The organism is Streptomyces sp. NPDC058198, assembly GCF_042882605.1.
Lineage (GTDB): Bacteria > Actinomycetota > Actinomycetes > Streptomycetales > Streptomycetaceae > Streptomyces.
This window is the reverse complement of the sequence record NZ_JBHVVP010000002.1, coordinates 254,945-278,787: the sequence shown is the minus strand read 5'-3', so window position 1 is coordinate 278,787 and position 23,843 is coordinate 254,945. Positions and strand designations below refer to the sequence as shown.

Below are 23,843 nucleotides of genomic sequence, written 5' to 3'. Positions count from 1 at the left end.
CATGGAGATGCCGAGGAACGAACGGTCGCAGGAGAGCCCCCATGTCCTGGTGGTGGGGCAGGACGGGATGGCGCTCGGCGGCGGTGCAGCCGACGACGAGGCGCGGGAGGTCCCGGTGACGGAAATGGTCGAGCAGCCCGCGAAAGTCATGCGCATCGGCAGCATGATCAAGCAACTTCTGGAGGAGGTGCGGGCAGCCCCTCTGGACGAGGCGAGCCGGGTACGGCTCAAGGAGATCCACGCCAGCTCGGTGAAGGAGCTGGAGGACGGGCTCGCTCCCGAGCTGGTCGAGGAGCTGGAGCGGCTCTCGCTCCCCTTCACCGACGAGACGATCCCCTCCGAGGCGGAACTGCGCATCGCGCAGGCCCAGTTGGTGGGCTGGCTGGAGGGCCTCTTCCACGGGATCCAGACGGCGCTGTTCGCGCAGCAGATGGCGGCCAGGGCCCAGCTGGAACAGATGCGCCGCGCGCTCCCGCCGGGCTCGGTCCAGGACGACGAGGGCGACCAGGGGCACGGCGCGATCCGCTCCGGCCCGTACCTGTAGATCCCCGTAGACGCCCTCTGCGGCCCGGCACACCGTGGGGTGTACCGAGCCGCGGGCCTTGAACCGTCCGGTTGTGGTCCGGTTGTGGTCCGGGCCTGGCCCGGTCCTGGTCAGCCGGCTCTTGACCCGCGTCCTGGTCAGCCGGCCGCGGGCGCGAGCAGCAGCAGCTTGCCGACATGAGCGCCCGCTTCCAGGGCGCGGTGCGCCTCGGCCGCCTCCGGCAGCGGCAGCGTCTGGTCCACGATCGGCCGGACCTGGCCGTTGGCGACCAGCGGCCAGACATGTTCCCGTACGGCCGCGACGATCGACGCCTTCTCACTCAGCGGGCGGGCCCGCAGCGAGGTCGCCGTGATGGCGCCGCGCTTGTGCAGCAGGGCGTTCAGATTGAGCTCGGCTTTCACCCCGCCCTGGAGACCGATCACCGCGAGCCGGCCGTTCACGGCCAGGGCCTTCACATTCCGTTCCAGATACTTCGCGCCGACGATGTCGAGGATGACGTCCGCACCGGCGCCGTCGGTGGCCTTACGGATCTCCTCGACGAAGTCCTGCTCGCGGTAGTCGATCAGGATGTCCGCGCCCAGCTCGGCGCAGCGCGCCAGCTTGTCGGGACCGCCCGCCGTGACCGCGACCCGCGCGCCGACCGCCTTGGCGAGCTGGATCGCCATCGTGCCGATACCGCTCGCCCCTCCGTGCACCAGCAGCGTCTCGCCCGGTCGCAGGTGGGAGATCATGAAAACGTTCGACCAGACCGTGCAGGCCACCTCGGGGAGCGCCGCGGCCGCGGCCAGGTCGAGCCCTTCCGGCACGGGCAGCAGTTGCCCCGCCGGTACGGCGACCTTCTCGGCGTACCCCCCGCCGCTCAGCAGCGCACATACCTCGTCGCCGACGGCCCAGCCCGAGACCCCCGGGCCCAGCTCGGTGATCCTGCCCGCGCACTCCAGGCCGGGGTACACGGAGGCGCCGGGCGGCGGATCGTAGAAGCCCTGCCGCTGCAAAAGATCGGCGCGGTTGACGGCGCTCGCCACGACCTCGACGAGCACCTCCCCCTCGCCGGGTACGGGATCGGGCACCTCGGCCCATACAAGCGCCTCGGGGCCACCGGGTTCCGGAATCGTGATCGCATGCATGGCCGCGAGGCTACTCCGCGACGGCCGTCCGGGGCGGCTTCAGCGAGGGTCCGCTGCGGCTTCGGTGAGATGTCCGCAAACCTGATGCCAACAATCCCCGCGTCAGATTGAGTTGGCCGCGTCCGAAGGGCTCTGGGCCCGGATGATGGTGATCAGACGGTCGGTCAGCTGGAGCGGGCTCGCGGCAGGATCGTCGTAACCGAGCAGCCGGTGGCCGCGCAGCACGCTCACCACCAGATCGTCCGTCTCCCGCACATTCCGGCCCACCTCGGCCTTTATGACCGGCCGCTCGATGAGGTCGAGGCCGCTGCCCTGCTGGATCAGGTCCTCCATCACCGTGCCGGCACTCGGGCTGAGTACGGAGAGTCCGAGCAGCCGGCCGGCCGCGCTGGCGCTGGTGATGACCGCGTCGGCTCCGGACTGGCGCAGCAGCGGTGCGTTCTCCTCCTCACGCACCGCGGCGACGATCTTCGCCTTGCGGTTGAGCTGACGCGCGGTCAGCGCTACCAGCACCGCCGTGTCGTCGCGCTGGGTGGCGATAACTATCTGGCGTGCCCGCTGGAGCTCGGCTCGCAGCAGCACATCACTGCGGGTCGCATCGCCGACCACCCCTACGAAGCCTTCCGCGTTGGCCGCTTCGATCACCTTGCTGGACGGGTCGACAATGACGATCTGGTCTTTCCCGAGGCCCGTGGCGCAGAGGGTCTGCATCGCCGATCGCCCCTTGGTGCCGTAGCCGACGATGACGGTGTGGTCGCGCAAGTTGGACCTCCAGCGGTTCAGCCGCCACTCCTCCCGGGTGCGCTCCGTGAGCACCTCGAGAGTGGTACCGACCAGGATGATGAGGAAGAGCACCCGCAGCGGGGTCACCAGCAGCACATTGACGAGCCGTGCGCTGTCGCTGTACGGGACGATGTCGCCGTAGCCCGTCGTGGAGAGCGTGACGGTCGCGTAGTAGACGGCGTCGAGGAGATCGACCGAATTATCCGCGTTGTCGTGATAGCCCTCTCTGTCGATATAGACGATGAACACCGTGAGGGCCAGGACGAACAGGGCCATCAACAGCCGCCTGCTGACCTGGCGCAGTGGCCGTTGGACCTGGCGGCGCGGAAGCTTCACCCGAGCGGTGACCAGATATTCGTCGGCATGTCTCGCCATCGCATCACTACCGGGAAGTTTCACGTGAAACACCCTCCTTCGTCCGAGGCCGTCCACGGCAGGTCGAGAACTTCCAGCTCTTCACCGGAGCGCGCCCCGCCCGGCGGCACGACCGCGAGCCCGTCCGCGGTGGCGATACCGCGCAGCATGGCCGGGCCGTTGAAGTGCAACGGTACGAGCCCCTCGTCGCGGTGGACGACGGGCACCAGACGCGTGTCGTGCGGATGGCCGTGCACGGCGTCGCGCAGGGGCGCGTGATACGGGATCTGGGGCGCCCGCCCCGCCAGCGTACGCAGCAGCGGCTCGGCCAGCGTCAGCAGCCCGGAGACCGCCGCGAGCGGATTGCCGGGCAGCCCCACCAGATGGCGTCCTGACGCCAGCCGGGCCAGCAGCATGGGATGGCCGGGGCGTACGGCGACACCGTCCACCAGCAGTTCGGCACCCAACTTCTGGAGCACCGGATGGACATGGTCGACCGGTCCGGCGGCCGTACCGCCGGTGGTGATCACGAGATCCGCCCGGGACTTGGTGATGGCACGGCACAGGGCGTCGGCGTCGTCGCCGATCCGGCGGGTGGCGATCACCTCGGCGCCGAGGGTACGCAGCCAGGGCGCGAGCATCGGCCCGAGCGCGTCGCGGATCAGCCCGTCGTGGGGAACTCCCTCGACCAGCAGTTCGTCGCCGAGGACAAGCACCTCGACGCGCGGGCGCGGGACGGTGGGCAGCTCGTCGTACCCGGCCGCCGCCGCGAGGCCCAGTACGGCGGGGGTCACGAGCGAACCGGCCGGCAGGAGCCGGTCGCCGGCGCGGCATTCCTGGCCGCGCGGCCTGATGTCCTGTCCGGGGATGACCTCGCGCTCGGCGTGAAGATGGCCGACGCCGTCCGTGCGGGCGTGCTCGCTGCGGATCACCGCGGTCGTGTCGGGCGGGACACGCGCGCCGGTCGCGATCCGGACAGCCACACCGTCGGGGAGCGGGTCGGCCGCGCCGTATCCGGCGAGGATGCCGCTGGCGCCCTGCGGGTGCCGGACGGACCAGGGGCCCGGTCCTGAGACCGCCCAGCCGTCCATGGCGGAGGTGTCGAAGGACGGCAGATCGGTGAGTGCGGCCAGCGGCTCGGCGAGCGCCTGCCCCAAGGCCTTGCCGAGGGGCACGCGGTGGGTCCGGGCAGCCGCCGCCGACGGTGCGGAAGCCGTCGAGCGCGCGGAACCCGCTGAACGTGCGGAAGCCGCCGACCGTGCGGAACCCGCTGAACGTGCCGCGAGGGCCCGGGCGGCTGCCCATGGCTCGGCCCAGTGCCGGTCCTTCTCGGCGGCGCCGGCTCCGTGCCCCTCGCCCGCGTCGTGGCCCCGGCCGGCGCCGCGCTCCCCGCCCGGGTCGTGCGTCGCGGCCGGCGCTCTGGCGACCAGGGCCAGTGCGTCCTCGACTCCGTCGACCTCGCGGTCCTGGGCCGTCATCCGGCGTCGGCCCCCTTGGCCCCGGCTCCGTCGGTGCCCTCCGCCTCCTCCGCCCAGCGCACGGCGAGCGCCGCGGCCTTGCGGGCCGCTTCGGCGACGGCTTCGGGGCCGTCGCCGCCGGCCTTCGCCGCCGCGTAACCGACCAGGAAGGTCGTCAGCGGTGCGGCGGGCCTGGCGACGCCGTGCGCGGCGTCGCGAGCGAGATCGAGGAGGGTGTGGATGTCGACATCCAGCTCGATGCCGAGTTCGTCCTTGACTGCGGTGATCCATTCGTCCAGCACGGTGCCATGCTCTCTGATACGGGCCCGGGCTGTGGAGATGTCTTCCCAGGTGTCGCAGTCGAAGGAGGCGAGGGGATCGGCATCGACCCGGGCGAGGTCGAGTTCATGTGACAGCAGACGCAGCGGCAGACCGGCGAGACTGCCGTACTCGGTGGCGAGAAGGGCGAGTTCGCGGCGCAGCGGCTCGGCGCGATAGGCGGCGACCAGTGGCTGGTCACGGCCGTCCGCGTCGATGAGCAGAGCCGCCTCCCGGCCGGTGTCGGCCAGCGCGTCGACCAGTCTGCGCACCGTCGGCTCCCCCAGGAACGGCAGATCCGCCGAGAGCACGAGCACGGTGCCGGCCTCGACGCACCGCATCCCCGCGCCGAGCGCGGCGAGCGGTCCGCCGCCGGGCGGCTCCTCGCGCGCCCAGTGCACCGGCCGCACCGTGGGCCTTCGGCCGCCCACGACAACGGTGCGGGCGGCCCCTTCGCAGGCCGTCAGCACCCGGTCGATCAGCGCCCGTCCCCCGACGCGCACTCCTGGCTTGTCGGCCCCGCCGAGCCGCTTGGCGGCTCCTCCGGCGAGCACGATGGCGTCATACGCGGTCATGGCTGAAGTATGGTCCGCGATCGGCCGTTCGAAGCACGCCGGGTGCCCGCGCACTTCGAACTCCTCGGCTGTCTCCCGGCTCCCCGGCGCGAGGAACGCCCGCTACAACGTGCGCAGCAGCACCGCCGGCTGTTCGACGCAGTCCGCCACAAATCTCAGGAAGCCGCCCGCCGTACCGCCGTCACAGACCCGGTGGTCGAAGGTCAGCGACAGCTGGACGACCTGCCGGACGGCCAGCTCCCCCTGGTGGACCCATGGCTTGGGAATGATCCGGCCGACGCCGAGCATCGCCGCCTCGGGGTGGTTGATGATCGGCGTGGAACCGTCGACGCCGAACACCCCGTAGTTGTTGAGCGTGAACGTCCCGCCGGTCAGATCGCCCGGCGTCAGCCTCCCGGACCTGCCCGCCTCCGTCAGACGCGCGAGCTCGGCGCTCAGCGACTCCGCGGAGCGGGTGTGCGCGTCCCGTACGACCGGGACGACAAGACCGCGGTCGGTCTGCGCGGCGAATCCCAGATGCACCTCGGGCAGCCGCACGATCTCCCTGGCCGCCATGTCCACCGTGGAGTTCAGCTCCGGATGGCGCGCGAGAGCCGCTGTGCAGATCCGGGCGAGCACGGCGAGAAGCGAGATCTTCGGGCCGCCTGCCGCGTTCATCGCGGTCCGGGCGGCCATGAGTTCCGTCGCGTCCGCGTCGACCCAGCAGGTCGCGTCCGGGATTTCGTGCCGGCTGCGGGCGAGCTTGTCCGCGACCGCGCCCCGTACACCCCGCAGCGGCACCCGCTCGGCGCCGATCCGGGAGGACACGGAGGGAGAAGCGGACGAAGAAGCGGTCGAAGAGGCGGTCGAAGAGGCGGACAGGCCCACCGGAGCGGGGGTCGCGGGCTGCGCCTGCGTGACCCCTTGCCGGATCGCCTGCTCGACATCGGACCGCAGGATCAGGCCGTCCCGTCCCGAGCCGGTCAGCTCCCGCAGATCAAGACCGTTCTCCCGGGCCAGTCTGCGGACCAGCGGCGAGACGACCGGGACCGGCCCGACCGTGCCGTTCACCGGCTGAACGACGGGAGCGGGCACGGAGACCGCACCGACAGCGACGGGATCGGCCACCGATGCCCGGCGGACCCGGCGCCTGCGCGCCGCCGGCGCACCCGTGCCGTATCCGACCAGCACATTGCCCGACGCCTCGTCCGAGGCCGAACTCGCCGACGAACCCGGGGCCGCATCCGGCCCGGCCGGGGAGGACAGGCCGGGCGACGTGCTCGAAGCCGGCAGGTCGGCCGGCTCGGACGCCCCCACCGCGACGGTCAGCAGCGGCGCCCCGACCGGCAGCTCAGTGCCCTCCTCGCCGTAGCGCGCCGTCACCACACCCCCGTAGGGGCAGGGGACTTCGACCAACGCCTTGGCCGTCTCGACCTCGACCACCGGCTGGTCGATGGCGACGACATCCCCCACCGACACCAGCCAGCGGACGATCTCCGCCTCGGTCAGCCCTTCACCGAGGTCGGGCAGTTTGAATTCGAGCACCTGGGCCATCAGCTCTCCGTCTCCCACTGGAGCCGCGCGACCGCGTCCAGCACCCGGTCCACTCCTGGAAGATGGTGCCTCTCCAGCATCGGCGGTGGATACGGAATATCAAATCCCGCTACCCGCAGCACCGGTGCCTCCAGGTGGTGGAAGCAGCGCTCGGTGACCCGGGCGGCGATCTCCCCGCCGGGACCGCCGAAGCCGGTGGACTCATGGACGACGACCGCCCGGCCGGTACGCCGCACGGATGCCGCGACCGTCTCGTCGTCGAACGGCACCAGCGAGCGCAGGTCGACGACCTCCAGGTCCCAGCCCTCGGCACGGGCCGCCTCCGCCGCCTCCATACAGACCGGCACGGAAGGACCGTAGGTGATGAGGGTGGCACTGCTGCCCCGGCGCCGCACGACGGCCCGCCCGATCGGCTCCACGGAGGCCGGCGTGTCGGGCGACCACTGGGCCTTCGACCAGTAGAGCCGCTTCGGCTCCAGGAAGATCACCGGGTCGTCGGAGGCGATGGCGGCCCGCAGCAGCCCGTACGCGTCGTCGACGGTCGCCGGCGTGACGACATGGAGGCCGGGAGTCGCCATGTAGTAGGCCTCGGAGGAGTCGCTGTGATGCTCGACCCCGCCGATCCCGCCGCCGTACGGCACCCGCACGGTGATCGGCAGCGGCATCGCACCGCGCGTGCGGTTCCGCATCTTCGCCACATGGCTGATCAGCTGCTCGAACGACGGGTAGGCGAAGGCGTCGAACTGCATCTCCACGACGGGCCGCAGCCCGTACATCGCCATCCCGACGGCCGCCCCCAGGATGCCCGCCTCGGCGAGCGGGGTGTCCGTACAGCGGTCGTCCCCGAACTCCGCGGCGAGCCCGTCGGTGATCCGGAAGACCCCGCCGAGCGTGCCCACGTCCTCGCCGAGGACATGAACGGTCGGGTCCTCGGCCATCGCGTCGCGCAGGGCACGCTGGAGCGCCTGCGCCATGGTGGCGGGTCTCACCGCGACCGTGGTCATCGCGACTCACCCGGTCCTTCCTCGGCCGACGCCTCCAGCTCGGCACGGAGCTGGGCCGCCTGCTCGCGCAGCTGGGGGGTCTGCTCGGCATAGACATGCGCGAAGAGATCCATGGGTTCGAGCACCGCCTCGGCGTTCATCCGTTCGCGCAGTCGCGCGGCCATCGTCTCGGCGGCCTCGGCGGCGTTCCTGATGCCGTCCTCGTCCAGCACCCCGCGCTCCGTCAGTTCGCGCTCCAGCAGCTTGACCGGGTCGTGCGCACGCCATGCCTCGACCTCGTCCGCGACGCGGTAGCGCGTCGCGTCATCGGCGTTCGTGTGGGCGTCGATGCGGTACGTGACGGCCTCGACCAGCGTCGGCCCCTCGCCGCGCCTGGCCCGTGCCATGGCCTCGCCGAGCACCGAGTGCACGGCCACCGCGTCGTTCCCGTCGACCAGCCGGCCCGGCATGCCGTATCCGACGGCCTTGTGGGCGAGGGAGGGCGCCGCGCTCTGCTTGGCGAGCGGCACGGAGATCGCGAAGCCGTTGTTCTGCACCAGGAAGACGACCGGGGCCCGCCATACGGCGGCGAAGTTCAACGCCTCGTGGAAGTCGCCCTCGCTGGTGCCGCCGTCGCCCACCAGGGCGAGCGCGACCACGTCGTCGCCCTTGAGCCGGGCGGCGTGCGCCAGGCCGACGGCGTGCGGCAGCTGGGTGGCGAGCGGCGTGGACAGCGGCGCGATGCGGTGCTCGTGCGGGTCGTAGCCGGTGTGCCAGTCGCCGCGCAGCAGCGTGAGCGCCTGGACGGGATCGAGCCCGCGCACCACGGCCGCGAGGGTGTCGCGATAGCTGGGGAAGAGCCAGTCCTGCTCCCGCAGGACGAGCGCGGCGGCGACCTCACAGGCCTCCTGACCGGTGCTCGACGGGTAGACGGCGAGCCGGCCCTGCTTGGTGAGTGCCGTGGCCTGCGCGTTGTACCTGCGGCCGCGGACCAGCTCGGCGTACAAACGCAGCAGCAGCGCGGGATCGGCCCCCGCCGCGGCGTCCGTACCCAGCACGCGGTACGGCTCGGGGTCGGGGAGCAACGGTGCGGGGTCGGTACGCGGCTGCCACGCCGGGGGCTGGGTGGGCCGGTAGGCGCCACCAGGCAGCTCCTGGACCGATGTACTGCTCTTCTTCACGCGTGCACCTCCTCGTGGGAGCGGGCAACGGGGTGCCCGGATGTGGCACGCCTCACCTACCGATTGTTCGGTCGCGGCGGCATTTTGGCTACATGCGCCTCCAGCCTGTGGACAAACGGTTCTCCACAGCCTGGGATGGACGCAGGTCGTCCATGGCGGAGAGGCGGGGAGACATGAGAGCTGAACAAATGGCCGATGGAACGGACCGGGGGCCCGAGGAGAGCGGCTGGGCCGGCGGCTTCGGCGGCGGCGGTGCGGAACGGGTTCCTCCGCCGCGTCCACTGGACGCCATCGACCGGGACATCCTCCGCATCCTGCAGACGGACGGCCGCGCCTCGGTACGGTCCGTGGCCGACCGGGTCCATGTCTCGCGGGCCAACGCGTACGCCCGGATCAACCGGCTGATCGACGACGGGGTGATCCGCGGTTTCGGCGCCAGGATCGACCATGAACGCGCAGGTCAGGGCGCATCTGCCTATATCACCCTGAAGATCGTGCAGAACTCCTGGCGCACCGTGCGCGAGCAGCTCCAGGAGCTGCCGGGGGCCACCCATATCGCGCTCGTCAGTGGCGACTTCGATGTCCTGCTGCTGGTGCACGCCCCGGACAACCGCTCCCTGCGCGAACTGGTCCTGACCAGACTTCAGGCCATTCCCGAGGTGCTCTCGACCCGCACGCTGCTGGTGTTCGAGGAGACGGACCTGGCCCCTGGGGCGGCCGCGGGACCGACGGTGGGTCCGACGGTCTAGGGGGTGTCAGGACCTAGCTAGAACGCCTCCGGTTCAAGGTCCTGCCCGGCGTGCCGGGGGTCCGTACGCAGGCCGTCGAAGGCCAGCCGTACGACCGCCTCCGCCACCTGGTCGTGGTCGTAGCCGCCGGGCGCCAGCGGCCGGTACCACTCCACCAGGGAGTTGACCATGCCGAAGAGCAGCCGGGTCGCCAGCCTGATGTCCATGTCGGCCCGCAGATCCCCGTCCGCCGCGGCCGCCTTGAGCAGATCGGCGACCCGCTGGTCGAACTCCCGGCGCCGTTCCATCGCCCAGCGCTCGGTCTGCGTATTGCCCCTGACCCGCAGCAGCAGCGTCACGTACGGCAGCTCGGCCATCAGCACCTCGACCGTACGGCGGGTCACGTGCTCGACCCGCTCGACAGCCCGTCCGCGCGTCGCGCCCTCCTCTTCGAGGATCCCGAACAGGCCGTCCAGGGCGCGGCTGACCGCCCGGCGCAGCAGCTCCTCCTTACCGACGACATGGTGGTATATCGAGGACTTGGAGATCCCGGCGGCCTTGGAGAGATGCTCCATGGACGTGCCGTCGTAGCCGCGTTCGTTGAAGACGCGGACCGCGACGGTCAGCAGGGTCTCGGGCGTGTACGTGTCGCGCTTGGCGGTCGTCATGAACGCACCTGCTTGGCTTCGAGGTCGGCACGGTGTCGCAGCGCCGGGGACGAGGCGTAGCGGCCACCCGGATACGCACCGTCCAGGGTGGACAGGAAGTGGTGCGCCCACCGGGCGCCGAGCCGGCCGCACCACTCGCCGGGGCCGCCGGGGTAGTTCACGCCGAGCGTCATGGCGGTGTCGATGTCCTCGGCGCCCGCCACCCCGCGACCGGCGGCGTCGGCGGCGAAGTCGATCAGCATGGCGACCGTACGCCCGACGATCATGCCGGGCGTCTCGCCGATGACGCTGACCTGCTTGCCGAGCCTTTGGAAGAGGCCGATGGCCGCTCGCACATCGTCCGGGTCCGCGTCCGCTCCGGGCGCGAGCGCGATGCGGGTGCAGGAGCGGTAGTCCAGGGCGAGATCGAAGTGGATGTACGCCCCGGAGGGGTCGCCCGTGGCGGTCGTCCCGTCGGTCAGGCTCAGCCGCGTGCCGGCCGGCAGCCCGATGAAGCCTTCGGAGACGTACGGTGTGCGGTCGCGGGTGACCTTGATCCCCGCTTCCTCGATCATCTCGCGCAGTACGGCCGCCGGCCCGAGGTCCGCGTGCAGGCCGACGGCGTCGGGCGCCTCGCAGGGCTCCGCGGTATGCGCCGAGGGCGCCGCGAGCCCCTCGCCGTACGGGAACCATCCCTGGCCCGACTTGCGGCCCAGGCGCCCCGACTCCACCAGCCTGCGCTGCGCGAGCGACGGCGTGAACTTCGGATCCTGGAAGAAGGACTCCCAGACGGACCGGGTGACGGCCTCGTTGACGTCCTGCCCGATCAGATCGGTCAGCTCGAAGGGGCCCATCCGGAAGCCGCCGCACTCACGCAGGACCGCGTCGATGGTGGCGGGGTCGGCGACCCGCTCCTCGTACACCCGCAGCGCCTCGGCGTAGAAGGGGCGCGCGACGCGGTTGACGACGAAGCCGGGGGTGTCGGCGCAGCGCACCGGTGTCTTGCCCCAGGATCGCGCCGTCCCGTACGCGCGCTCCGCGGCCGCCTCGTCCGTCGCGAAGCCGCTGACGACCTCGACGAGCGGCAGGAGGGGCGCCGGATTGAAGAAGTGGAGTCCGACGAAGCGGCCGGGGCGGCGCAGCGCGCCCGCGACGGCGGTGACGGACAGGGAGGAGGTGTTGGTGGCCAGCAGACAGTCGTCGGCGACGATGTCCTCCAGCGCCGCGAACAGTTCCTGTTTGACGGAGAGCCGCTCCAGAACGGCTTCGACCACGAGCGCCGCGTCGGCCAGCTCGGCGAGTTCCGCCGCCGGGTGCAGCCGGGCCCGCGCGGCGTCGCGCGCCGCCGGGTCGAGCCGGCCCTTCTCGACCAGCCGGTCGAGGCGCCCCCCGATGGACACGGCGGACTGCTCCGCGCGGCCGGGCGCCGCGTCGTAGAGCCGTACGGGATGGCCGGCGACCAGTGCCACCTGGGCTATGCCCTGGCCCATCGTGCCGGTGCCGACGACCGCGACGACGCGGTCCGGCTCGATTGCTGTCATGGACGCAATTCTCCCGTATGAGTTGTCCACAGGTGAGCGTGCACGGGTGAGTTATGCACAGGTTGACCGAGCCCTCTTGTCCCGACCGATCGTTCGGTTACTCTAACTCTGTCTGTCAGTTCATGTCCCTGCCTGTGCCCCCCGATGCTCAGCCCGACCGAGGAGTTGGTCCGTGATGGCCGCCCAGCTCAGCCCCCAGCAGCTCTCCGAGAAGCACCGGCCCACGCTCGACCAGGCCCTCGACGCGATCCGCACCCGCGCCTACTGGTCCCCGCATCCCGAGCACCCCAAGGCGTACGGCGAGAGCGCGCCGGCCGACGGGCTCGGCGCCTTCCAGGCCCTGCGCGGGACGCGCTTCGAGCTGGACCAGCCCGGCGCCGACGGCTGGACGGGCGGCGAGATCTCGCCCTACGGCCCGGCGCTCGACATCGAGTATCCGCACGCGGACATGGACGTCCTGCTGCCCGCCATGCGGGCGGGCATGGGCGCGTGGCGCGAGGCGGGGCCCGAGGCCCGCGCCTTGGTCTGTCTGGAGATCCTGGCGCGGATCAGCGCCCGTACGCACGAGTTCGCGCACGCGGTGATGCACACCAGCGGCCAGGCCTTCATGATGGCGTTCCAGGCGGGCGGGCCGCACGCCCAGGACCGCGGTCTGGAGGCCGTGGCGTACGCGTACCAGGAACAGACCCGTACGCCCGCCGTCGCCGACTGGTCCAAGCCGCAGGGCAAGCGCGACCCTCTTGACCTGCGGAAGTCCTTCACCGCCGCGCCGCGAGGCATCTCGCTGCTGATCGGCTGCAACACCTTCCCGACCTGGAACGGCTACCCGGGCCTGTTCGCCTCCCTGGCCACCGGCAACCCGGTCCTGGTCAAGCCGCACCCGCGCGCGGTCCTGCCGCTCGCCCTGACGGTACGGGTGGCCCGCGAGGTGCTCGCCGAGGCCGGCTTCGACCCGAATCTGGTCGCCCTGGCCGTGGAGCGGCCGGGCGAGGGCATCGCCAAGTCGCTGGCCGTGCGCCCCGAGATCCGGATCATCGACTACACCGGGTCGACCGCCTTCGGCGACTGGCTGGAGACCCACGCCCGCCAGGCCCAGGTGTACACGGAGAAGGCCGGCGTCAACACGGTCGTCATCGACTCCACCGACAACTACAAGGGCATGCTCTCCAACCTGGCCTTCTCGCTCTCGCTGTACAGCGGCCAGATGTGCACCACCCCGCAGAATCTGCTCATCCCCCGGGACGGCATCGCGACGGACGCCGGCGAGAAGTCGTACGACGAGGTGGTCGCCGATCTCGCGGCCTCGGTGGCCGGGCTGCTGGGCGACGACGCCCGCGCCAACGCGCTGCTGGGCGCGCTGGTCAACCCCGATGTGAAGGCCCGCCTGGAGGCGGCCGCCGGGCTCGGGGACGTCGCGCTCCCCTCGCGTGAGGTGGCCAACCCGGACTTCCCGGACGCCGTGGTCCGCACGCCCGCGATCGTGAAGGCCGACGGCGCCCGCAAGGTCTGGGAGAAGGCATGGGAGGGCGGGGCGGCGAGCGACACCGAGGTGCCGTATCTCGCCGAGTGCTTCGGCCCCGTCTCGTTCGCGGTGGCCGTGGACTCGACTCCGGAAGCGCTGGAGCTGCTGCGGCGGACCGTGCGCGACAAGGGCGCGATGACCGTCGGCGCGTACACCACCTCGCAGGAGACGGAGCGCGCGATCGAGGACGTCTGCCTGGAGGAGTCCGCTCAGCTCTCCCTGAATCTCACGGGCGGGGTGTACGTGAACCAGACGGCGGCCTTCTCGGACTTCCACGGCTCAGGGGGCAACCCCGCGGCGAACGCCGCCCTGTGCGACGCGGCGTTCGTGGCGAACCGCTTCCGGGTGGTGGAGGTGCGGCGCCAGGCCTGAGAGCCTGTCGGGACCGAGTCCCCGGCGCCTCTCGTCACAGGGCGGGCGGCGCCGGGATGTCCGCGGACCGGGCGGAGGAGCCGGCCTCGGCCGGCCCGCTCGGGGTTCCGGCCGGCCCGCCCCAGTGGAACAACGTCATGGCCACGCTGGTCGCGAGGTTGTAGCTGGACACCTGGGGACGCATCGGGAGCGACAGCAGCTTGGTGGCCCGGCTCCGTATCTCCGCCGAGAGCCCGTGCCGCTCGGAGCCGAAGGCGAGCAACGCGTCGTCCGGGATGTCCACGGACCTGATGTCGTCCCCCTCCGGGTCCAGCGCGTACAGCGGCCCCGGCGGAAACTCCTCGGGAGACAGCCGCTCGACAGCGGTGGCGAAGTGGAGACCGGCCCCCGAGCGCACGGCGTTCGCGTGCCACGGGTCCATGTCACCGGTAGTGATCACACCGGTCGCCCCGAACCCGGCGGCCAGCCGCACCACAGCCCCGACGTTCCCCAGATTGCGCGGGTTGTCCAGGACCACGACGGGGGACTGACGCGGCTGCGCCGACAGCGCGTCCAGGTTGGTCCGACGGCCGCGCCTGACCGCCAGAGCGGCCATCCGGGTGGCGTGGACTCGCGGCACCAGTGCGCGCAGGACCTCGGCCGGTACCTCAACGACGGATTCCCTGATCGCGTCGGTCACGTCGTCGGCGAGTTCCGCGGCCAGAGCCAGGGCGGAATCCTTGTCGCTCGTGACAGCCGACCGTACGTCCGCGCCGAACCGGAGCGCGTGCTTCAGAGCGTGGAAGCCGTCGAGCACCACCAGGTCGGGGCCGGCCTCGCGCCACTGCCGTACGGCGAGGGTGGCATCAGCGTCGTTCATCGCCTCAGCGTACGGCTTGCCTGCGTTCACCAGGCACTTCGTTCCGAGCCCCCGGTCAGCGGGGGTGGATGGTGGCACAGCGCACGCAGGTCCGCGCCGCCGGCCGCGCCTCCAGACGTTCCGCGGGGATCGGTTCGCCGCACCCCTCGCACCGCCCGTACTCCCCTCGATCCAGCCGTTCGAGTGTCCGGTCCAGCTCGACCAGATGGTCACGTGCCTGTCCGAGCATGGCGGCCACATGGGCCCGCTCGAAGGCGGTGCTCGACCCCTCCGGGTCGTGCTCGTCGTCGACCGCCACCAGAGCGTTCGCCTCGACGATCGCGTCGAAGTCGCGGCTCAGTGCCGCGATCTGCGCGTGCGTGCCGGCACGTTCGGCCGCCAGCCGCTCACGGACGGACTCATGTTCGGCGGACGGAAAAGCGGCGTTCCGTGACGAATCGTTCATGCTGCGACAACGTCGGCATCCAGGTGCGCATTCCGCGCGCCCCGCGCCCTGGGCGCCAGATCCCCGCGTCTCGGCCGAGCCCCGCCGCTCACCCGATGAGGGCAGGGGGCTGCTCCGTACTGTCGCTCCGCTGCTTCGGCACATCCTTCCGGCGACGCGGCTGGAGCCTCTCCCACCGGCGCGTGACCTGGCCGCCGAGCCAGGTCAGGAAGATCGTCGGCAGGAACACCGCGTCGGCGGCGATCATCGCGAGCGAGAAGAACGGCAGCCCGAGCAGCACGGCGATACCGGCGTGCTCCAGGATCATCGCGATCAGCAGCACATTCTTGACGCGCCGGTTGAACAGCGTGAACGGGAAGGCGACCTGCACGATGACCGTGCCGTAGGTCAGCAGCATCACCATGATCGCGCTGGACGCGAGAAGGCCGGAGAGATCCGGCCAGGGGGTGAAGTAGTCCAGCTTGAGCGGGTAGTACAGGGCGGTGCCGTCCTGCCAGCGCGAGCCCTGGATCTTGTACCAGCCGGCGGTGGCGTACACGAGACAGACCTCGGCCATGATGACCGCGAGTCCGGCATTGTGGATGAGGTTGGCGAGAACGTTCAGCAGGGCGCGGGGCTCACCGCCGGGCGCGAAGCGGTTCGCCGCCCACCACAGCCCCTGCCCGATCCACAGCCCCCAGAACAGGACCATCAGCCAGGTCTCGACCTGGACCCGGTCCGTCACCGTACCGATGAGCAGGAAGGCGCCCAGGACGGCCCACAGGACGGGCCCGACCCGGTCCCGCACGACCCCGCCGACGGCATCTGCGGCGTCCGGAGCCCTCTCGCCGTCCGGAGCCCCGGTCTCGTCCCCGGTCCGGGCCGCGGCACGCGCCGCGCGCCTGGCGTCCAGCGACCAGACCTGGCCGCAGCGGGTCAGCACCAGATAGATCGCCATCAGATGGATGACGTTGTCCCCGCCGTCGCCCATGAAGATGCTGCGGTTCTGCAGCGACAGCACACCGAACATGAAGACCACGGACATCGTGCGGGTGCGCCAGCCCAGCAACAGCAAGGCGCTGGACAGTACGGCGACGGCGAACACGATCTCGAACCACACCATGCTGTCCGACCACATCAGTCCGGTGAAGGCACCGTTCTTCGCGATCAGCTGCTGGGCCATGTCCCAGCTCCAGGGGCTCTCGGGCCCGTACAGCTCACGGCGGTGGGGCAGCTCCCACAGCAGGAACAGCAGCCAGGTGCCGGCGAACCCGATCCGGACGACCGCGCTCTGGTACGGGCCGAGGGCCGTGGACGTCACGCGCTCGATGGCCCGTGCCGCCCGCCGGTCCGTGCTCGGCCGCTCGACCGATTGCTCGCTCACTCGCCCGCCTCCGTGCGGCCGTTCCGTACGCCCCGGGGAAGATCCCCGGCGTTCACCGTCCACCAGGGGAAGAGCCGGTAGGCGGGCCGGGTGTTGATCTTCTCCTTGCTCCACACGGGCGCCGCGACCGCGCTGGTGGCGGACCTGATCTGGACGCGCTCCACGGGACCGCCCAGGTCGTGGCGCTCCAGGCGCAGCATCACTATGCGGCGGACATAGCCTTCCGAGAGCTGTCCGCGCAGTCCGTTGGGGCGGTTCTCGCTGTCATGCGAGCCGAGGTAGAAGTCCCAGCCGCGGCGCAGTTCGTTCTGGTCGACATGGCTGGGGAGCGGATTGCCCCGGATCGCTTCGCCGTCCGCGGCGGAGAGATCGATCCAGCCGGTGGTCTTCCGTACGCCGTCGGACGTCTCCACCTGGGCGCGCACCTGAACGGCGGCATTCTGCTGGAGAGGGTTGGGCGCGAAGAGCTTCCAGTTCTGCTCGAACTCGGGATATATCCAGTCGTCGACGGCGTCGCCGTGCAGCTTGGTCAGCGTGTTGGACGGGGCTACATGCAGGAACACCATGGCCACATGACCGCAGGCCAGCAGCCCGATGACGGCGAGGGCGACCGCGGCCACCACCTGATAGGGGAGGGAGAGGCCGGATATCCCGGCGCCGGGTGGCGGCCCGGCTTTCACACCCTTGTCGTCGTACGAATCCATCCCGCCCCGATCCCCGTTGGTGCGCCTCAGTTATCCACAGGGTTGACACCCTACGGGCCGCCGACTCACCATTGAAGTCGATGAACCGAACGATCGGTCGGTAGGGGGCCCGGATGACGGCAGTGACCGCGGGGACAGCTGCGGAGGCGACGATGGAGACCACGGTGGAGGCGTTCGAGGCGGCGTTCGACGCGGTCGTGGCCGCCGACGAGCGCATCGAGCCGCGCGACTGGATGCCGGAGGCGTACCGCGCCTCGCTGGTCCGCCAGATGGCGCAGCACGCCCACTCCGAGATCATCGGCATGCAGCCCGAGGCGAACTGGATCTCGCGCGCGCCGTCGCTGCGCCGCAAGGCGATCCTGATCGCCAAGGTGCAGGACGAAGCCGGCCATGGCCTGTATCTGTACAGCGCGGCCGAGACCCTGGGCACCGGCCGCGACGAGCTGCTGGACAAGCTCCACTCCGGCCGCCAGAAGTATTCGTCGATCTTCAACTATCCGACGCTGACCTGGGCCGATGTCGGCGCGATCGGCTGGCTGGTGGACGGCGCGGCGATCACCAACCAGGTCCCGCTGTGCCGCTGCTCCTACGGCCCGTACGCGCGGGCGATGGTCAGGATCTGCAAGGAGGAGTCCTTCCACCAGCGGCAGGGGTACGAGCTGCTGCTCGCCCTCAGCAACGGGACGCCCGCCCAGCACGACATGGCGCAGGACGCGGTGAACCGCTGGTGGTGGCCGTCGCTGATGATGTTCGGCCCGCCGGACGACGAGTCGGCGCACTCCGCGCAGTCCATGGCCTGGAACATCAAGCGGCATTCCAACGACGAGCTGCGCCAGCGCTTCGTGGACATCTGTGTCCCGCAGGCCGAGGCCCTCGGCCTGGTCCTCCCCGACCCGGACCTCCGGTGGAACGAGGAGCGGGGCCGGCATGACTTCGGAGCCATCGACTGGGCCGAGTTCCGGGATGTGCTGAAGGGCAACGGGCCCTGCAACGAACAGCGGATCACCCAGCGCCGCCGGGCGCACGAAGAAGGAGCCTGGGTGCGGGAGGCGGCCGCCGCGTACGCGACGAAGCACAGCCCCGCCCGGGCACCGCACGACAGCGGGACGCGGGAAGACACGACGCGCAGGAAGGCGACGGCATGAGCAGCTCGACCGACTGGCCGCTGTGGGAGGTGTTCGTGCGCTCCCGCCGTGGGCTGTCCCACACCCACGCGGGCAGCCTGCACGCCCCCGACGCGGAGATGGCGCTCCGCAATGCCCGCGATCTCTACACCCGGCGCAGTGAGGGCGTATCGATCTGGGTGGTGCCGTCCTCGGCGATCACCGCTTCCTCGCCCGACGAGAAGGACCCCTTCTTCGCTTCGGCCGCTGACAAGCCGTACCGCCACCCGACCTTCTACGAGATCCCGGAGGGGGTGAAGCACCTGTGAACGACGTACCGGTGACCCTCTCCGCCCACGCCACCGCCCCCGCCACCGCCGCAGCGCTGGCCCTGGGCGACGACGCCCTGGTGCTCTCGCACCGGCTGGGGGAGTGGGCGGGCCACGCCCCCGTACTGGAGGAAGAGGTCGCGCTCGCCAATATCGCGCTGGATCTGCTGGGACAGGCGCGGATCCTGCTCTCCCTCGTCGGGGACGAGGACGAGCTGGCCTACCTCCGCGAGGAGCGGTCCTTCCGCAATCTCCAGCTGGTCGAGCAGCCGAACGGCGACTTCGCGCACACCATCGCCCGCCAGCTCTACTTCTCCACCTACCAACTGTTCCTGTACCGGCAACTGGCCTCCGGGGACAACGAATTCACCGGGCTCGCGGCCAAGGCGGTCAAGGAGGTCGCGTACCACCAGGACCACGCCGAGCACTGGACACTGCGGCTCGGCGACGGCACGGCCGAGAGCCATGACCGGATGCGGCTGGCCTGCGAGGCGCTCTGGCGCTTCACCGGCGAGATGTTCCAGCCCGTCGAAGGGCTCGACGTCGACTGGCAGGGACTGGAAAGCAGTTGGCTCGACTCCGTCACCTCCGTGCTGGAGAAGGCGACGCTGGCCGTGCCGGACGGACCGCGGTCCGGGGCCTGGGCGGCGGGCGCCGGCCGGCAGGGACTGCACACCGAGCCGTTCGGGCGGATGCTCGCCGAGATGCAGCATCTGCACCGCAGCCACCCAGGAGCGTCATGGTGACCGGCACAGGCGCTCCCGACGCCCCGGCCGCCGCCGCGCCCACGACGGCGCTGGAGTCCGAGCTGCGCGGCCTGGCCGGCGCCGTGCCCGACCCCGAACTGCCGGTGGTGACGCTGGAGGAGCTGGGCGTGCTGCGCACCGTCCGGATGTCGGGCCCCGGCACGGTCCGGGTCGAACTGACCCCCACCTACACCGGCTGTCCGGCGATCGAGGCGATGTCCTCGGACATCGAGCGCGTGCTGCACGAGCGCGGCATCCCGGAGGTCTCGGTCGTCACGGTCCTCTCCCCGGCCTGGTCGACGGACGACATCAGCGCCGAGGGCCGGCGCAAGCTCGCGGAGTTCGGCATAGCCCCGCCCCGCCCGCACCACGCCGACGGGCCGGTGGCGCTCACGCTCGCCATCCGCTGCCCGCACTGCGACTCGACCGACACCGAGCTGCTGAGCAGGTTCTCCTCCACCGCGTGCAAGGCGCTGCGCCGCTGTGCGGCCTGCGGCGAACCGTTCGACCACTTCAAGGAGTTGTAGATGTTCCATCCGCTCCGGGTCAGCGAGGTCGAGCGGCTCACGGACGACGCGGTGGCCGTCACCTTCGCCGTGCCGCCCGAGCTCCGCGAGGCGTTCCGGCACACCCCCGGCCAGCACATCGCCCTGCGCCGCACCGCACAGGGTGAGGAGATCAGGCGTACGTACTCGATCAGCGCTCCCGCCGGCGCCGATCCCGTGCTGCGCGTAGGCATCAGGCTGGTCGAGGGCGGCGAGTTCTCGACGTACGCCCTCAAGGAACTCGCCGTGGGCGACACGGTCGACGTCATGGAACCGACGGGCCGCTTCGTGCTCGAACCGCGCGCGGGACATTTCGCGGCGGTCGTCGGCGGCAGCGGCATCACCCCGGTGCTGTCGATCGCGGCCACCCTGCTCGCGCGGGAGCCGGCCGCCCGGTTCTGTCTGATCCGCAGCGACCGCACCGTGGCCTCGACGATGTTCCTGGAAGAGGTCGCCGACCTCAAGGACCGCTATCCGGACCGCTTTCAGCTGGTCACGGTGGTCTCCCGGGAGGAACAGCAGGCGGGCCTGCCGTCCGGCCGGCTGGACCAGGAGCGGCTGACCGGGCTGCTGCCCGCGCTCCTCCCGGTGGCCGAGGTCGACGGCTGGTTCCTCTGCGGCCCGCTGGGTCTGGTGGTCGGCGCCGACCGGGCGCTGCGCGGCCTCGGGGTGCCCCGTGGCCGTATCCACCAGGAGATCTTCCACGTCGACGACGGAGTGGCCGGCCCCTCGGCCACAGCTGCCTTTGCCACGGCCGCCGCGCGCGCGCCCGCGCACAGCACCCTCACCGCGACCCTCGACGGCCGGTCCGGCAACTGGCCGGTCCAGGAAGGCGAATCGCTGCTGGAGACCGTGCTGCGCAGCCGCTCGGACGCGCCGTACGCGTGCAAGGGCGGGGTGTGCGGGACCTGTCGGGCGTTCCTGGTCTCGGGCGAGGTCAGGATGGACCGCAACTTCGCGCTCGAACCGGAAGAGACGGACGCGGGCTACGTCCTGGCCTGTCAGTCCCACCCGGCCACCGCGGAAGTGGAGTTGGACTTCGACCGCTGAGCCGGTCCCGGATCCGCGCCTCGGACAGAGGCGCGGGCCGGGGCTCAGAGGACGAACGCCGCGGTGCCGTCGCCGGCGACCATCGGCCGCCCGGCACCGTCCCAGGCGAGCATGCCGCCCTCCACGTTCACCGCGTCGACGCCCTGCTGCACCAGATACTGGGTGACCTGTGCGGAGCGGCCGCCGACCCGGCACATCACATAGGCCTTCCGGCCCCCGGCCACCGCCTCGGTCACCTCCGCGAAGCGCGCCACGAAGTCACTCATCGGGACATGCAGCGCGCCCTCGACATGACCGGCCGCCCACTCGTCGTCCTCCCGGACATCCAGCACCAGGCCGTCGGACGGAACCGCCGCGACATCGACCGAGGGCAGCGGGGCGAAGTTCATGGGTGGTGCCTTCTCTCGTACGTGACCGGGCGGACCGGGGGCCGACCGGGACCGGGGCCGGCGCCCTGGCCGGAACCGAAACCGTGACCGGAACCGCGGCAGGACTGCCGGACTGGACTCCGGAAAACCTACTGCACCAGCTTGGCCAGTTCCGTCTCACGCTCGGAGACCTCGGCGAGCAGCTGCTCGGCGATCTCCTCCAGCAGTCGGTCCGGGTCCTCGGGCGCCATCCTGAGCATCGCGCCGATCGCGCTCTCCTCCAGCTCCTGCGCCACCACCGCCAGCATTTCCTTGCGCTGCGACAGCCACTCCAGGCGGGCGTAGAGCTCCTCGCTCTCGCTCAGCCGGGGCGCCTGCGGCGCGGGCCCGGCCGCCCACTCCTCCACCAGCTCCCGCAGCAGCGGCTCGTCCCCCCGCCCGTACGCGGCATTGACGCGCGTGAGGAACTCCTCACGCCGCGCCCGCTCCTTGTCGTCCCGCGCCAGATCCGGATGCGCCTTGCGCACCAGATCGCGGTAGAGCTTGCGGGCCTCGTCACTCGGCCGCACCCGCTTGGGCGGCCGGACCGGCCGATCGGTCAGCATCGCCGCCGCCTCCGGCGACAGGCCCTCGGAGTCGAGCCAGTCGTGGAAGAGCTCCTCCACCCCCGGCATCGGCTGCACCAGCGCGCGGGCCTCGCGCGCCTTGCGCAGATCCTCGGCGTCGCCGGTGCGCGCCGCCCGGGCCTCGGCGATCATCGCGTCCAGCTCGTCCAGCCGGGAGTACATCGGGCCGAGCCGCTGGTGGTGCAGCCGGGAGAAGTTCTCCACCTCGATCCGGAAGGTCTCCAGCGCGATCTCGAACTCGATCAGCGCCTGCTCAGCGGCGCGCACGGCCTTGTCCAGCCGCGCCTCGGGCCGCGGCGCGTCCGCCGCCTCGCCCTCGCCCGACGCCACCGTGGCTTCCGTCGCATCAGGCACGTCTCGTACGTCCTGCTCGTCGTCGTTACGGATCGTCGGCTCCCCGGGGGCGTCGTGCATCACCCGTCCAGCGTACGGGTGATACCGGCGGCCTCCGCCCCGGCCCGGGCCGTCACACCCCGAGCTCGGCCGCTATCCGCCCGCTCCTGACCGCCGCCACCAGCGCGGCGTGGTCCGCCTCCGTACGGTCCGCGTACGCCACGGCGAAGGCCGCCACGGCCACATCCAGCTCCTCGTTCTTGCCGCAGTATCCGGCGATCAGGCGCGGGTCCACGCTGTGCGCGTGGGCCCTGGCCAGCAGCGCGGCGGTCATCCGGCCGTAGTCGTCGATCTGGTCGGCCGGCAGCGCCGCCGGATCCACGCTCCCCTTGCGGTTCCTGAACTGACGCACCTGGTACGGCCTGCCCCGGACCGTCGTCCAGCCCAGCAGGTTGTCGCTCACCACCTGCATCCGCTTCTGCCCGAGCACCACACGGCGCCCCTCGTGCACCACGGCGGGCGCCTCGAAGCCGACGGCCGGCAGATGGGGCAGCAGGGCGGAGGCCCGTGCCTCCTTCACCTGCAGCACCAGTGCCTCGCCCCGGTGATCGAGCAGCAGCACCACATACGAGCGCGTCCCGACGCTGCCGGTGCCGACCACCCGGAACGCCACATCGTGGACCGCGTACCGCGCGAGCAGCGGCAGCCGGTCCTCCGAGAGCGTGCTCAGATACTCCTCGAGCGAGGCGGCCACCGCCGCCGCCTCCTCGTCGGGCACCCGCCGCAGAACGGGCGGCGCGTCGACGAAGCGCCGCTGCGCGGCTCCCCCGCCGGCCCCGCCCTCCTCGGACACCGCCTCGGTCGACCTGGCCGCGAACCGCGCGCTCGTGTTGTTTCGGGCCTTCTCCGAGACGCGCTCCAGCGTGCCGGCCAGATCGCGGGCGTCCGCGTGCGAGACGAGCTCCTCGTCGGCAATCGCGTTCCACGCGTCGAGCGCGGGAAGTTTCGCCAGCAACCGCATCGTGCGCCGGTAGGCGCCCACCGCGTCGCACGCCCCGCGCCGGCAGGTGTCCTCGTCCGCGCCCGCCTCACGGCCGGCCAGCACCAGCGAGGTGGCGAGCCGCTTGACGTCCCACTCCCAGGGGCCGACCACGGTCTCGTCGAAGTCGTTCAGATCGATGACGAGCCGGCCGCGCGCGTCCCCGTACAGGCCGAAGTTCGCCGCGTGCGCGTCCCCGCAGATCTGCGCGCCGACCCCGGTGACCGGGGTGCCCGTCAGGTCCTGGGCCATCAGCCCGGCGGCGCCGCGCAGAAAGGCGAAGGGGGTCGCTGCCATCCGGCCCACCCGGATCGGCGTCAGCTCGGGCACCCGGCCCCGGCTCGACTCCTCGACGGCCCGCACGGCGTCGGGCCGGCTCGCGGCGAGCACCACCGCGTCGTGCGAGGAACGCGGCACCCGGGCCCGCAGCGCCTTCCCCAGCGCCTTGGGCGTCCGCCCCGGAGCGTCCATGGCGGCGCGGGGCGCGAAGCCCGGCACCACCGGAACGCGCTCCGCTCCGGGATCCGTCCGCCGCCCTGCCCCCACCGACCCGACATCGCCCATGGCGTGCTGCCTCCCCCGTACTCGCGCAACATCAACTGCCGACGACGGTACCGCCGGGCCCGGACAGCCGTCTCCCCCTGTGGACAACTGGACAACTGTGAACA

24 protein-coding genes are annotated in these 23,843 nt (G+C 71.5%); 8 read left to right on the top strand and 16 right to left on the bottom strand.

Annotated features, from left to right (window positions below; translation table 11 throughout):
• The first annotated feature begins 1 nt into the window (after position 1).
• Positions 2–544, top strand: a complete 543-nt coding sequence (locus ACFVWW_RS09780; RefSeq protein WP_384178483.1) for a bacterial proteasome activator family protein — start codon at positions 2–4, stop codon at positions 542–544.
• Positions 545–681: 137 nt separating this feature from the next.
• Here ACFVWW_RS09780 and ACFVWW_RS09775 read toward each other — a convergent pair whose 3' ends face one another.
• The 7 genes from ACFVWW_RS09775 to pdhA all read right to left on the bottom strand — a co-directional run bounded on the left by ACFVWW_RS09775 (position 682) and on the right by pdhA (position 8,855).
• A complete protein-coding gene (locus tag ACFVWW_RS09775; RefSeq protein ID WP_384328784.1) occupies positions 682–1,671 on the bottom strand; it encodes an NAD(P)H-quinone oxidoreductase in 990 nt (329 codons plus the stop codon).
• Between the two features lie 102 nt (positions 1,672–1,773).
• Positions 1,774–2,829 carry a potassium channel family protein gene (locus ACFVWW_RS09770; protein ID WP_386877383.1) on the bottom strand — a complete coding sequence of 352 codons (1,056 nt, stop codon included), beginning with the start codon at positions 2,827–2,829 and terminating at the stop codon, positions 1,774–1,776.
• 20 nt (positions 2,830–2,849) lie between these two features.
• Positions 2,850–4,286 carry a molybdopterin molybdotransferase MoeA gene (locus tag ACFVWW_RS09765; protein ID WP_386877065.1) on the bottom strand — a complete coding sequence of 479 codons (1,437 nt, stop codon included), beginning with the start codon at positions 4,284–4,286 and terminating at the stop codon, positions 2,850–2,852.
• On the bottom strand, positions 4,283–5,158 hold the full coding sequence (locus ACFVWW_RS09760; protein ID WP_384178474.1) for an NTP transferase domain-containing protein: 876 nt from the start codon (positions 5,156–5,158) through the stop codon (positions 4,283–4,285). Before ACFVWW_RS09760 ends, ACFVWW_RS09765 begins: the two co-directional genes overlap by 4 nt.
• Positions 5,159–5,260: 102 nt before the next feature.
• The gene (locus ACFVWW_RS09755; protein ID WP_386877063.1) at positions 5,261–6,691 is read right to left on the bottom strand and encodes a dihydrolipoamide acetyltransferase family protein; all 1,431 of its coding nucleotides are present in this window, start codon (positions 6,689–6,691) and stop codon (positions 5,261–5,263) included.
• Positions 6,691–7,695 (bottom strand): alpha-ketoacid dehydrogenase subunit beta, encoded by a 1,005-nt coding sequence (locus ACFVWW_RS09750; RefSeq protein ID WP_386877062.1) that lies wholly within the window; start codon positions 7,693–7,695, stop codon positions 6,691–6,693. The genes ACFVWW_RS09755 and ACFVWW_RS09750 overlap by 1 nt, the downstream gene beginning before the upstream one ends.
• A complete protein-coding gene (pdhA, locus tag ACFVWW_RS09745) occupies positions 7,692–8,855 on the bottom strand; it encodes a pyruvate dehydrogenase (acetyl-transferring) E1 component subunit alpha (protein ID WP_384178465.1) in 1,164 nt (387 codons plus the stop codon). Before pdhA ends, ACFVWW_RS09750 begins: the two co-directional genes overlap by 4 nt.
• A 188-nt stretch (positions 8,856–9,043) precedes the next feature.
• Between pdhA and ACFVWW_RS09740 the strand changes: the two genes are divergently transcribed.
• Positions 9,044–9,604, top strand: a complete 561-nt coding sequence (locus tag ACFVWW_RS09740) for an Lrp/AsnC family transcriptional regulator (RefSeq protein ID WP_386877059.1) — start codon at positions 9,044–9,046, stop codon at positions 9,602–9,604.
• Positions 9,605–9,621: 17 nt separating this feature from the next.
• Here ACFVWW_RS09740 and ACFVWW_RS09735 read toward each other — a convergent pair whose 3' ends face one another.
• On the bottom strand, positions 9,622–10,251 hold the full coding sequence (locus tag ACFVWW_RS09735; protein ID WP_384178458.1) for a TetR/AcrR family transcriptional regulator: 630 nt from the start codon (positions 10,249–10,251) through the stop codon (positions 9,622–9,624).
• Positions 10,248–11,771, bottom strand: a complete 1,524-nt coding sequence (locus ACFVWW_RS09730) for a 3-hydroxyacyl-CoA dehydrogenase (protein WP_386877057.1) — start codon at positions 11,769–11,771, stop codon at positions 10,248–10,250. The genes ACFVWW_RS09735 and ACFVWW_RS09730 overlap by 4 nt, the downstream gene beginning before the upstream one ends.
• A 175-nt stretch (positions 11,772–11,946) precedes the next feature.
• Here ACFVWW_RS09730 and paaN point away from each other — a divergent pair, with 175 nt between their 5' ends.
• Positions 11,947–13,665 carry a phenylacetic acid degradation protein PaaN gene (gene paaN, locus ACFVWW_RS09725; RefSeq protein WP_384328802.1) on the top strand — a complete coding sequence of 573 codons (1,719 nt, stop codon included), beginning with the start codon at positions 11,947–11,949 and terminating at the stop codon, positions 13,663–13,665.
• A 34-nt stretch (positions 13,666–13,699) separates the two neighbouring features.
• On the opposite strand, the gene ACFVWW_RS09720 is transcribed toward paaN, so the two are convergent.
• From ACFVWW_RS09720 to ACFVWW_RS09705, 4 genes are all read right to left on the bottom strand, one after another.
• Positions 13,700–14,524 carry a TrmH family RNA methyltransferase gene (locus ACFVWW_RS09720; protein ID WP_386877055.1) on the bottom strand — a complete coding sequence of 275 codons (825 nt, stop codon included), beginning with the start codon at positions 14,522–14,524 and terminating at the stop codon, positions 13,700–13,702.
• Between the two features lie 55 nt (positions 14,525–14,579).
• A complete protein-coding gene (locus ACFVWW_RS09715) occupies positions 14,580–14,969 on the bottom strand; it encodes a TraR/DksA family transcriptional regulator (RefSeq protein ID WP_386877053.1) in 390 nt (129 codons plus the stop codon).
• A gap of 88 nt (positions 14,970–15,057) precedes the next feature.
• The gene (locus ACFVWW_RS09710; protein ID WP_386877051.1) at positions 15,058–16,332 is read right to left on the bottom strand and encodes an HTTM domain-containing protein; all 1,275 of its coding nucleotides are present in this window, start codon (positions 16,330–16,332) and stop codon (positions 15,058–15,060) included.
• Positions 16,329–17,036 (bottom strand): DUF5819 family protein, encoded by a 708-nt coding sequence (locus tag ACFVWW_RS09705; protein WP_386877050.1) that lies wholly within the window; start codon positions 17,034–17,036, stop codon positions 16,329–16,331. Before ACFVWW_RS09705 ends, ACFVWW_RS09710 begins: the two co-directional genes overlap by 4 nt.
• Before the next feature lie 113 nt (positions 17,037–17,149).
• Between ACFVWW_RS09705 and paaA the strand changes: the two genes are divergently transcribed.
• Genes paaA through ACFVWW_RS09680 form a run of 5 tightly spaced genes read left to right on the top strand, consistent with a single transcriptional unit; the run spans position 17,150 to position 20,809 of the window.
• Positions 17,150–18,181: a 1,2-phenylacetyl-CoA epoxidase subunit PaaA gene (gene paaA, locus ACFVWW_RS09700; RefSeq protein WP_386877048.1), complete on the top strand. Its 1,032-nt coding sequence runs from the start codon at positions 17,150–17,152 to the stop codon at positions 18,179–18,181.
• Positions 18,178–18,468, top strand: a complete 291-nt coding sequence (paaB, locus tag ACFVWW_RS09695; RefSeq protein WP_383914018.1) for a 1,2-phenylacetyl-CoA epoxidase subunit PaaB — start codon at positions 18,178–18,180, stop codon at positions 18,466–18,468. The genes paaA and paaB overlap by 4 nt, the downstream gene beginning before the upstream one ends.
• On the top strand, positions 18,465–19,214 hold the full coding sequence (gene paaC / locus ACFVWW_RS09690; protein WP_386877046.1) for a 1,2-phenylacetyl-CoA epoxidase subunit PaaC: 750 nt from the start codon (positions 18,465–18,467) through the stop codon (positions 19,212–19,214). The genes paaB and paaC overlap by 4 nt, the downstream gene beginning before the upstream one ends.
• Entirely contained in the window at positions 19,208–19,741 is a 534-nt protein-coding gene (gene paaD / locus ACFVWW_RS09685; protein WP_386877044.1) for a 1,2-phenylacetyl-CoA epoxidase subunit PaaD, read from the top strand. Before paaC ends, paaD begins: the two co-directional genes overlap by 7 nt.
• Positions 19,742–20,809, top strand: a complete 1,068-nt coding sequence (locus tag ACFVWW_RS09680) for a 2Fe-2S iron-sulfur cluster-binding protein (protein WP_384328822.1) — start codon at positions 19,742–19,744, stop codon at positions 20,807–20,809. It abuts the gene before it with no gap.
• Positions 20,810–20,853: 44 nt separating this feature from the next.
• Here ACFVWW_RS09680 and ACFVWW_RS09675 read toward each other — a convergent pair whose 3' ends face one another.
• From ACFVWW_RS09675 to ACFVWW_RS09665, 3 genes are all read right to left on the bottom strand, one after another.
• On the bottom strand, positions 20,854–21,198 hold the full coding sequence (locus tag ACFVWW_RS09675) for a rhodanese-like domain-containing protein (RefSeq protein ID WP_384178424.1): 345 nt from the start codon (positions 21,196–21,198) through the stop codon (positions 20,854–20,856).
• Between the two features lie 128 nt (positions 21,199–21,326).
• Positions 21,327–22,217 (bottom strand): J domain-containing protein, encoded by an 891-nt coding sequence (locus tag ACFVWW_RS09670; protein ID WP_386877382.1) that lies wholly within the window; start codon positions 22,215–22,217, stop codon positions 21,327–21,329.
• 52 nt (positions 22,218–22,269) lie between these two features.
• The gene (locus ACFVWW_RS09665; protein ID WP_386877042.1) at positions 22,270–23,739 is read right to left on the bottom strand and encodes a DUF2252 domain-containing protein; all 1,470 of its coding nucleotides are present in this window, start codon (positions 23,737–23,739) and stop codon (positions 22,270–22,272) included.
• Between the last annotated feature and the right edge of the window lie 104 nt (positions 23,740–23,843).

What these genes read in the sequence shown, in the direction of transcription:
- ACFVWW_RS09780 (WP_384178483.1), top strand. Translation starts at nt 2, where the DNA reads ATGGAGATGCCGAGGAACGAACGGTCGCAGGAGAGCCCCCATGTCCTG.
- ACFVWW_RS09775 (WP_384328784.1), bottom strand. Translation starts at nt 1,671, where the DNA reads ATGCATGCGATCACGATTCCGGAACCCGGTGGCCCCGAGGCGCTTGTA.
- ACFVWW_RS09770 (WP_386877383.1), bottom strand. Translation starts at nt 2,829, where the DNA reads ATGGCGAGACATGCCGACGAATATCTGGTCACCGCTCGGGTGAAGCTT.
- ACFVWW_RS09765 (WP_386877065.1), bottom strand. Translation starts at nt 4,286, where the DNA reads ATGACGGCCCAGGACCGCGAGGTCGACGGAGTCGAGGACGCACTGGCC.
- ACFVWW_RS09760 (WP_384178474.1), bottom strand. Translation starts at nt 5,158, where the DNA reads ATGACCGCGTATGACGCCATCGTGCTCGCCGGAGGAGCCGCCAAGCGG.
- ACFVWW_RS09755 (WP_386877063.1), bottom strand. Translation starts at nt 6,691, where the DNA reads ATGGCCCAGGTGCTCGAATTCAAACTGCCCGACCTCGGTGAAGGGCTG.
- ACFVWW_RS09750 (WP_386877062.1), bottom strand. Translation starts at nt 7,695, where the DNA reads ATGACCACGGTCGCGGTGAGACCCGCCACCATGGCGCAGGCGCTCCAG.
- ACFVWW_RS09740 (WP_386877059.1), top strand. Translation starts at nt 9,044, where the DNA reads ATGGCCGATGGAACGGACCGGGGGCCCGAGGAGAGCGGCTGGGCCGGC.
- ACFVWW_RS09735 (WP_384178458.1), bottom strand. Translation starts at nt 10,251, where the DNA reads ATGACGACCGCCAAGCGCGACACGTACACGCCCGAGACCCTGCTGACC.
- ACFVWW_RS09730 (WP_386877057.1), bottom strand. Translation starts at nt 11,771, where the DNA reads ATGACAGCAATCGAGCCGGACCGCGTCGTCGCGGTCGTCGGCACCGGC.
- paaN (WP_384328802.1), top strand. Translation starts at nt 11,947, where the DNA reads ATGGCCGCCCAGCTCAGCCCCCAGCAGCTCTCCGAGAAGCACCGGCCC.
- ACFVWW_RS09720 (WP_386877055.1), bottom strand. Translation starts at nt 14,524, where the DNA reads ATGAACGACGCTGATGCCACCCTCGCCGTACGGCAGTGGCGCGAGGCC.
- ACFVWW_RS09715 (WP_386877053.1), bottom strand. Translation starts at nt 14,969, where the DNA reads ATGAACGATTCGTCACGGAACGCCGCTTTTCCGTCCGCCGAACATGAG.
- ACFVWW_RS09705 (WP_386877050.1), bottom strand. Translation starts at nt 17,036, where the DNA reads ATGGATTCGTACGACGACAAGGGTGTGAAAGCCGGGCCGCCACCCGGC.
- paaA (WP_386877048.1), top strand. Translation starts at nt 17,150, where the DNA reads ATGACGGCAGTGACCGCGGGGACAGCTGCGGAGGCGACGATGGAGACC.
- paaB (WP_383914018.1), top strand. Translation starts at nt 18,178, where the DNA reads ATGAGCAGCTCGACCGACTGGCCGCTGTGGGAGGTGTTCGTGCGCTCC.
- paaD (WP_386877044.1), top strand. Translation starts at nt 19,208, where the DNA reads ATGGTGACCGGCACAGGCGCTCCCGACGCCCCGGCCGCCGCCGCGCCC.
- ACFVWW_RS09680 (WP_384328822.1), top strand. Translation starts at nt 19,742, where the DNA reads ATGTTCCATCCGCTCCGGGTCAGCGAGGTCGAGCGGCTCACGGACGAC.
- ACFVWW_RS09675 (WP_384178424.1), bottom strand. Translation starts at nt 21,198, where the DNA reads ATGAACTTCGCCCCGCTGCCCTCGGTCGATGTCGCGGCGGTTCCGTCC.
- ACFVWW_RS09670 (WP_386877382.1), bottom strand. Translation starts at nt 22,217, where the DNA reads ATGCACGACGCCCCCGGGGAGCCGACGATCCGTAACGACGACGAGCAG.
- ACFVWW_RS09665 (WP_386877042.1), bottom strand. Translation starts at nt 23,739, where the DNA reads ATGGGCGATGTCGGGTCGGTGGGGGCAGGGCGGCGGACGGATCCCGGA.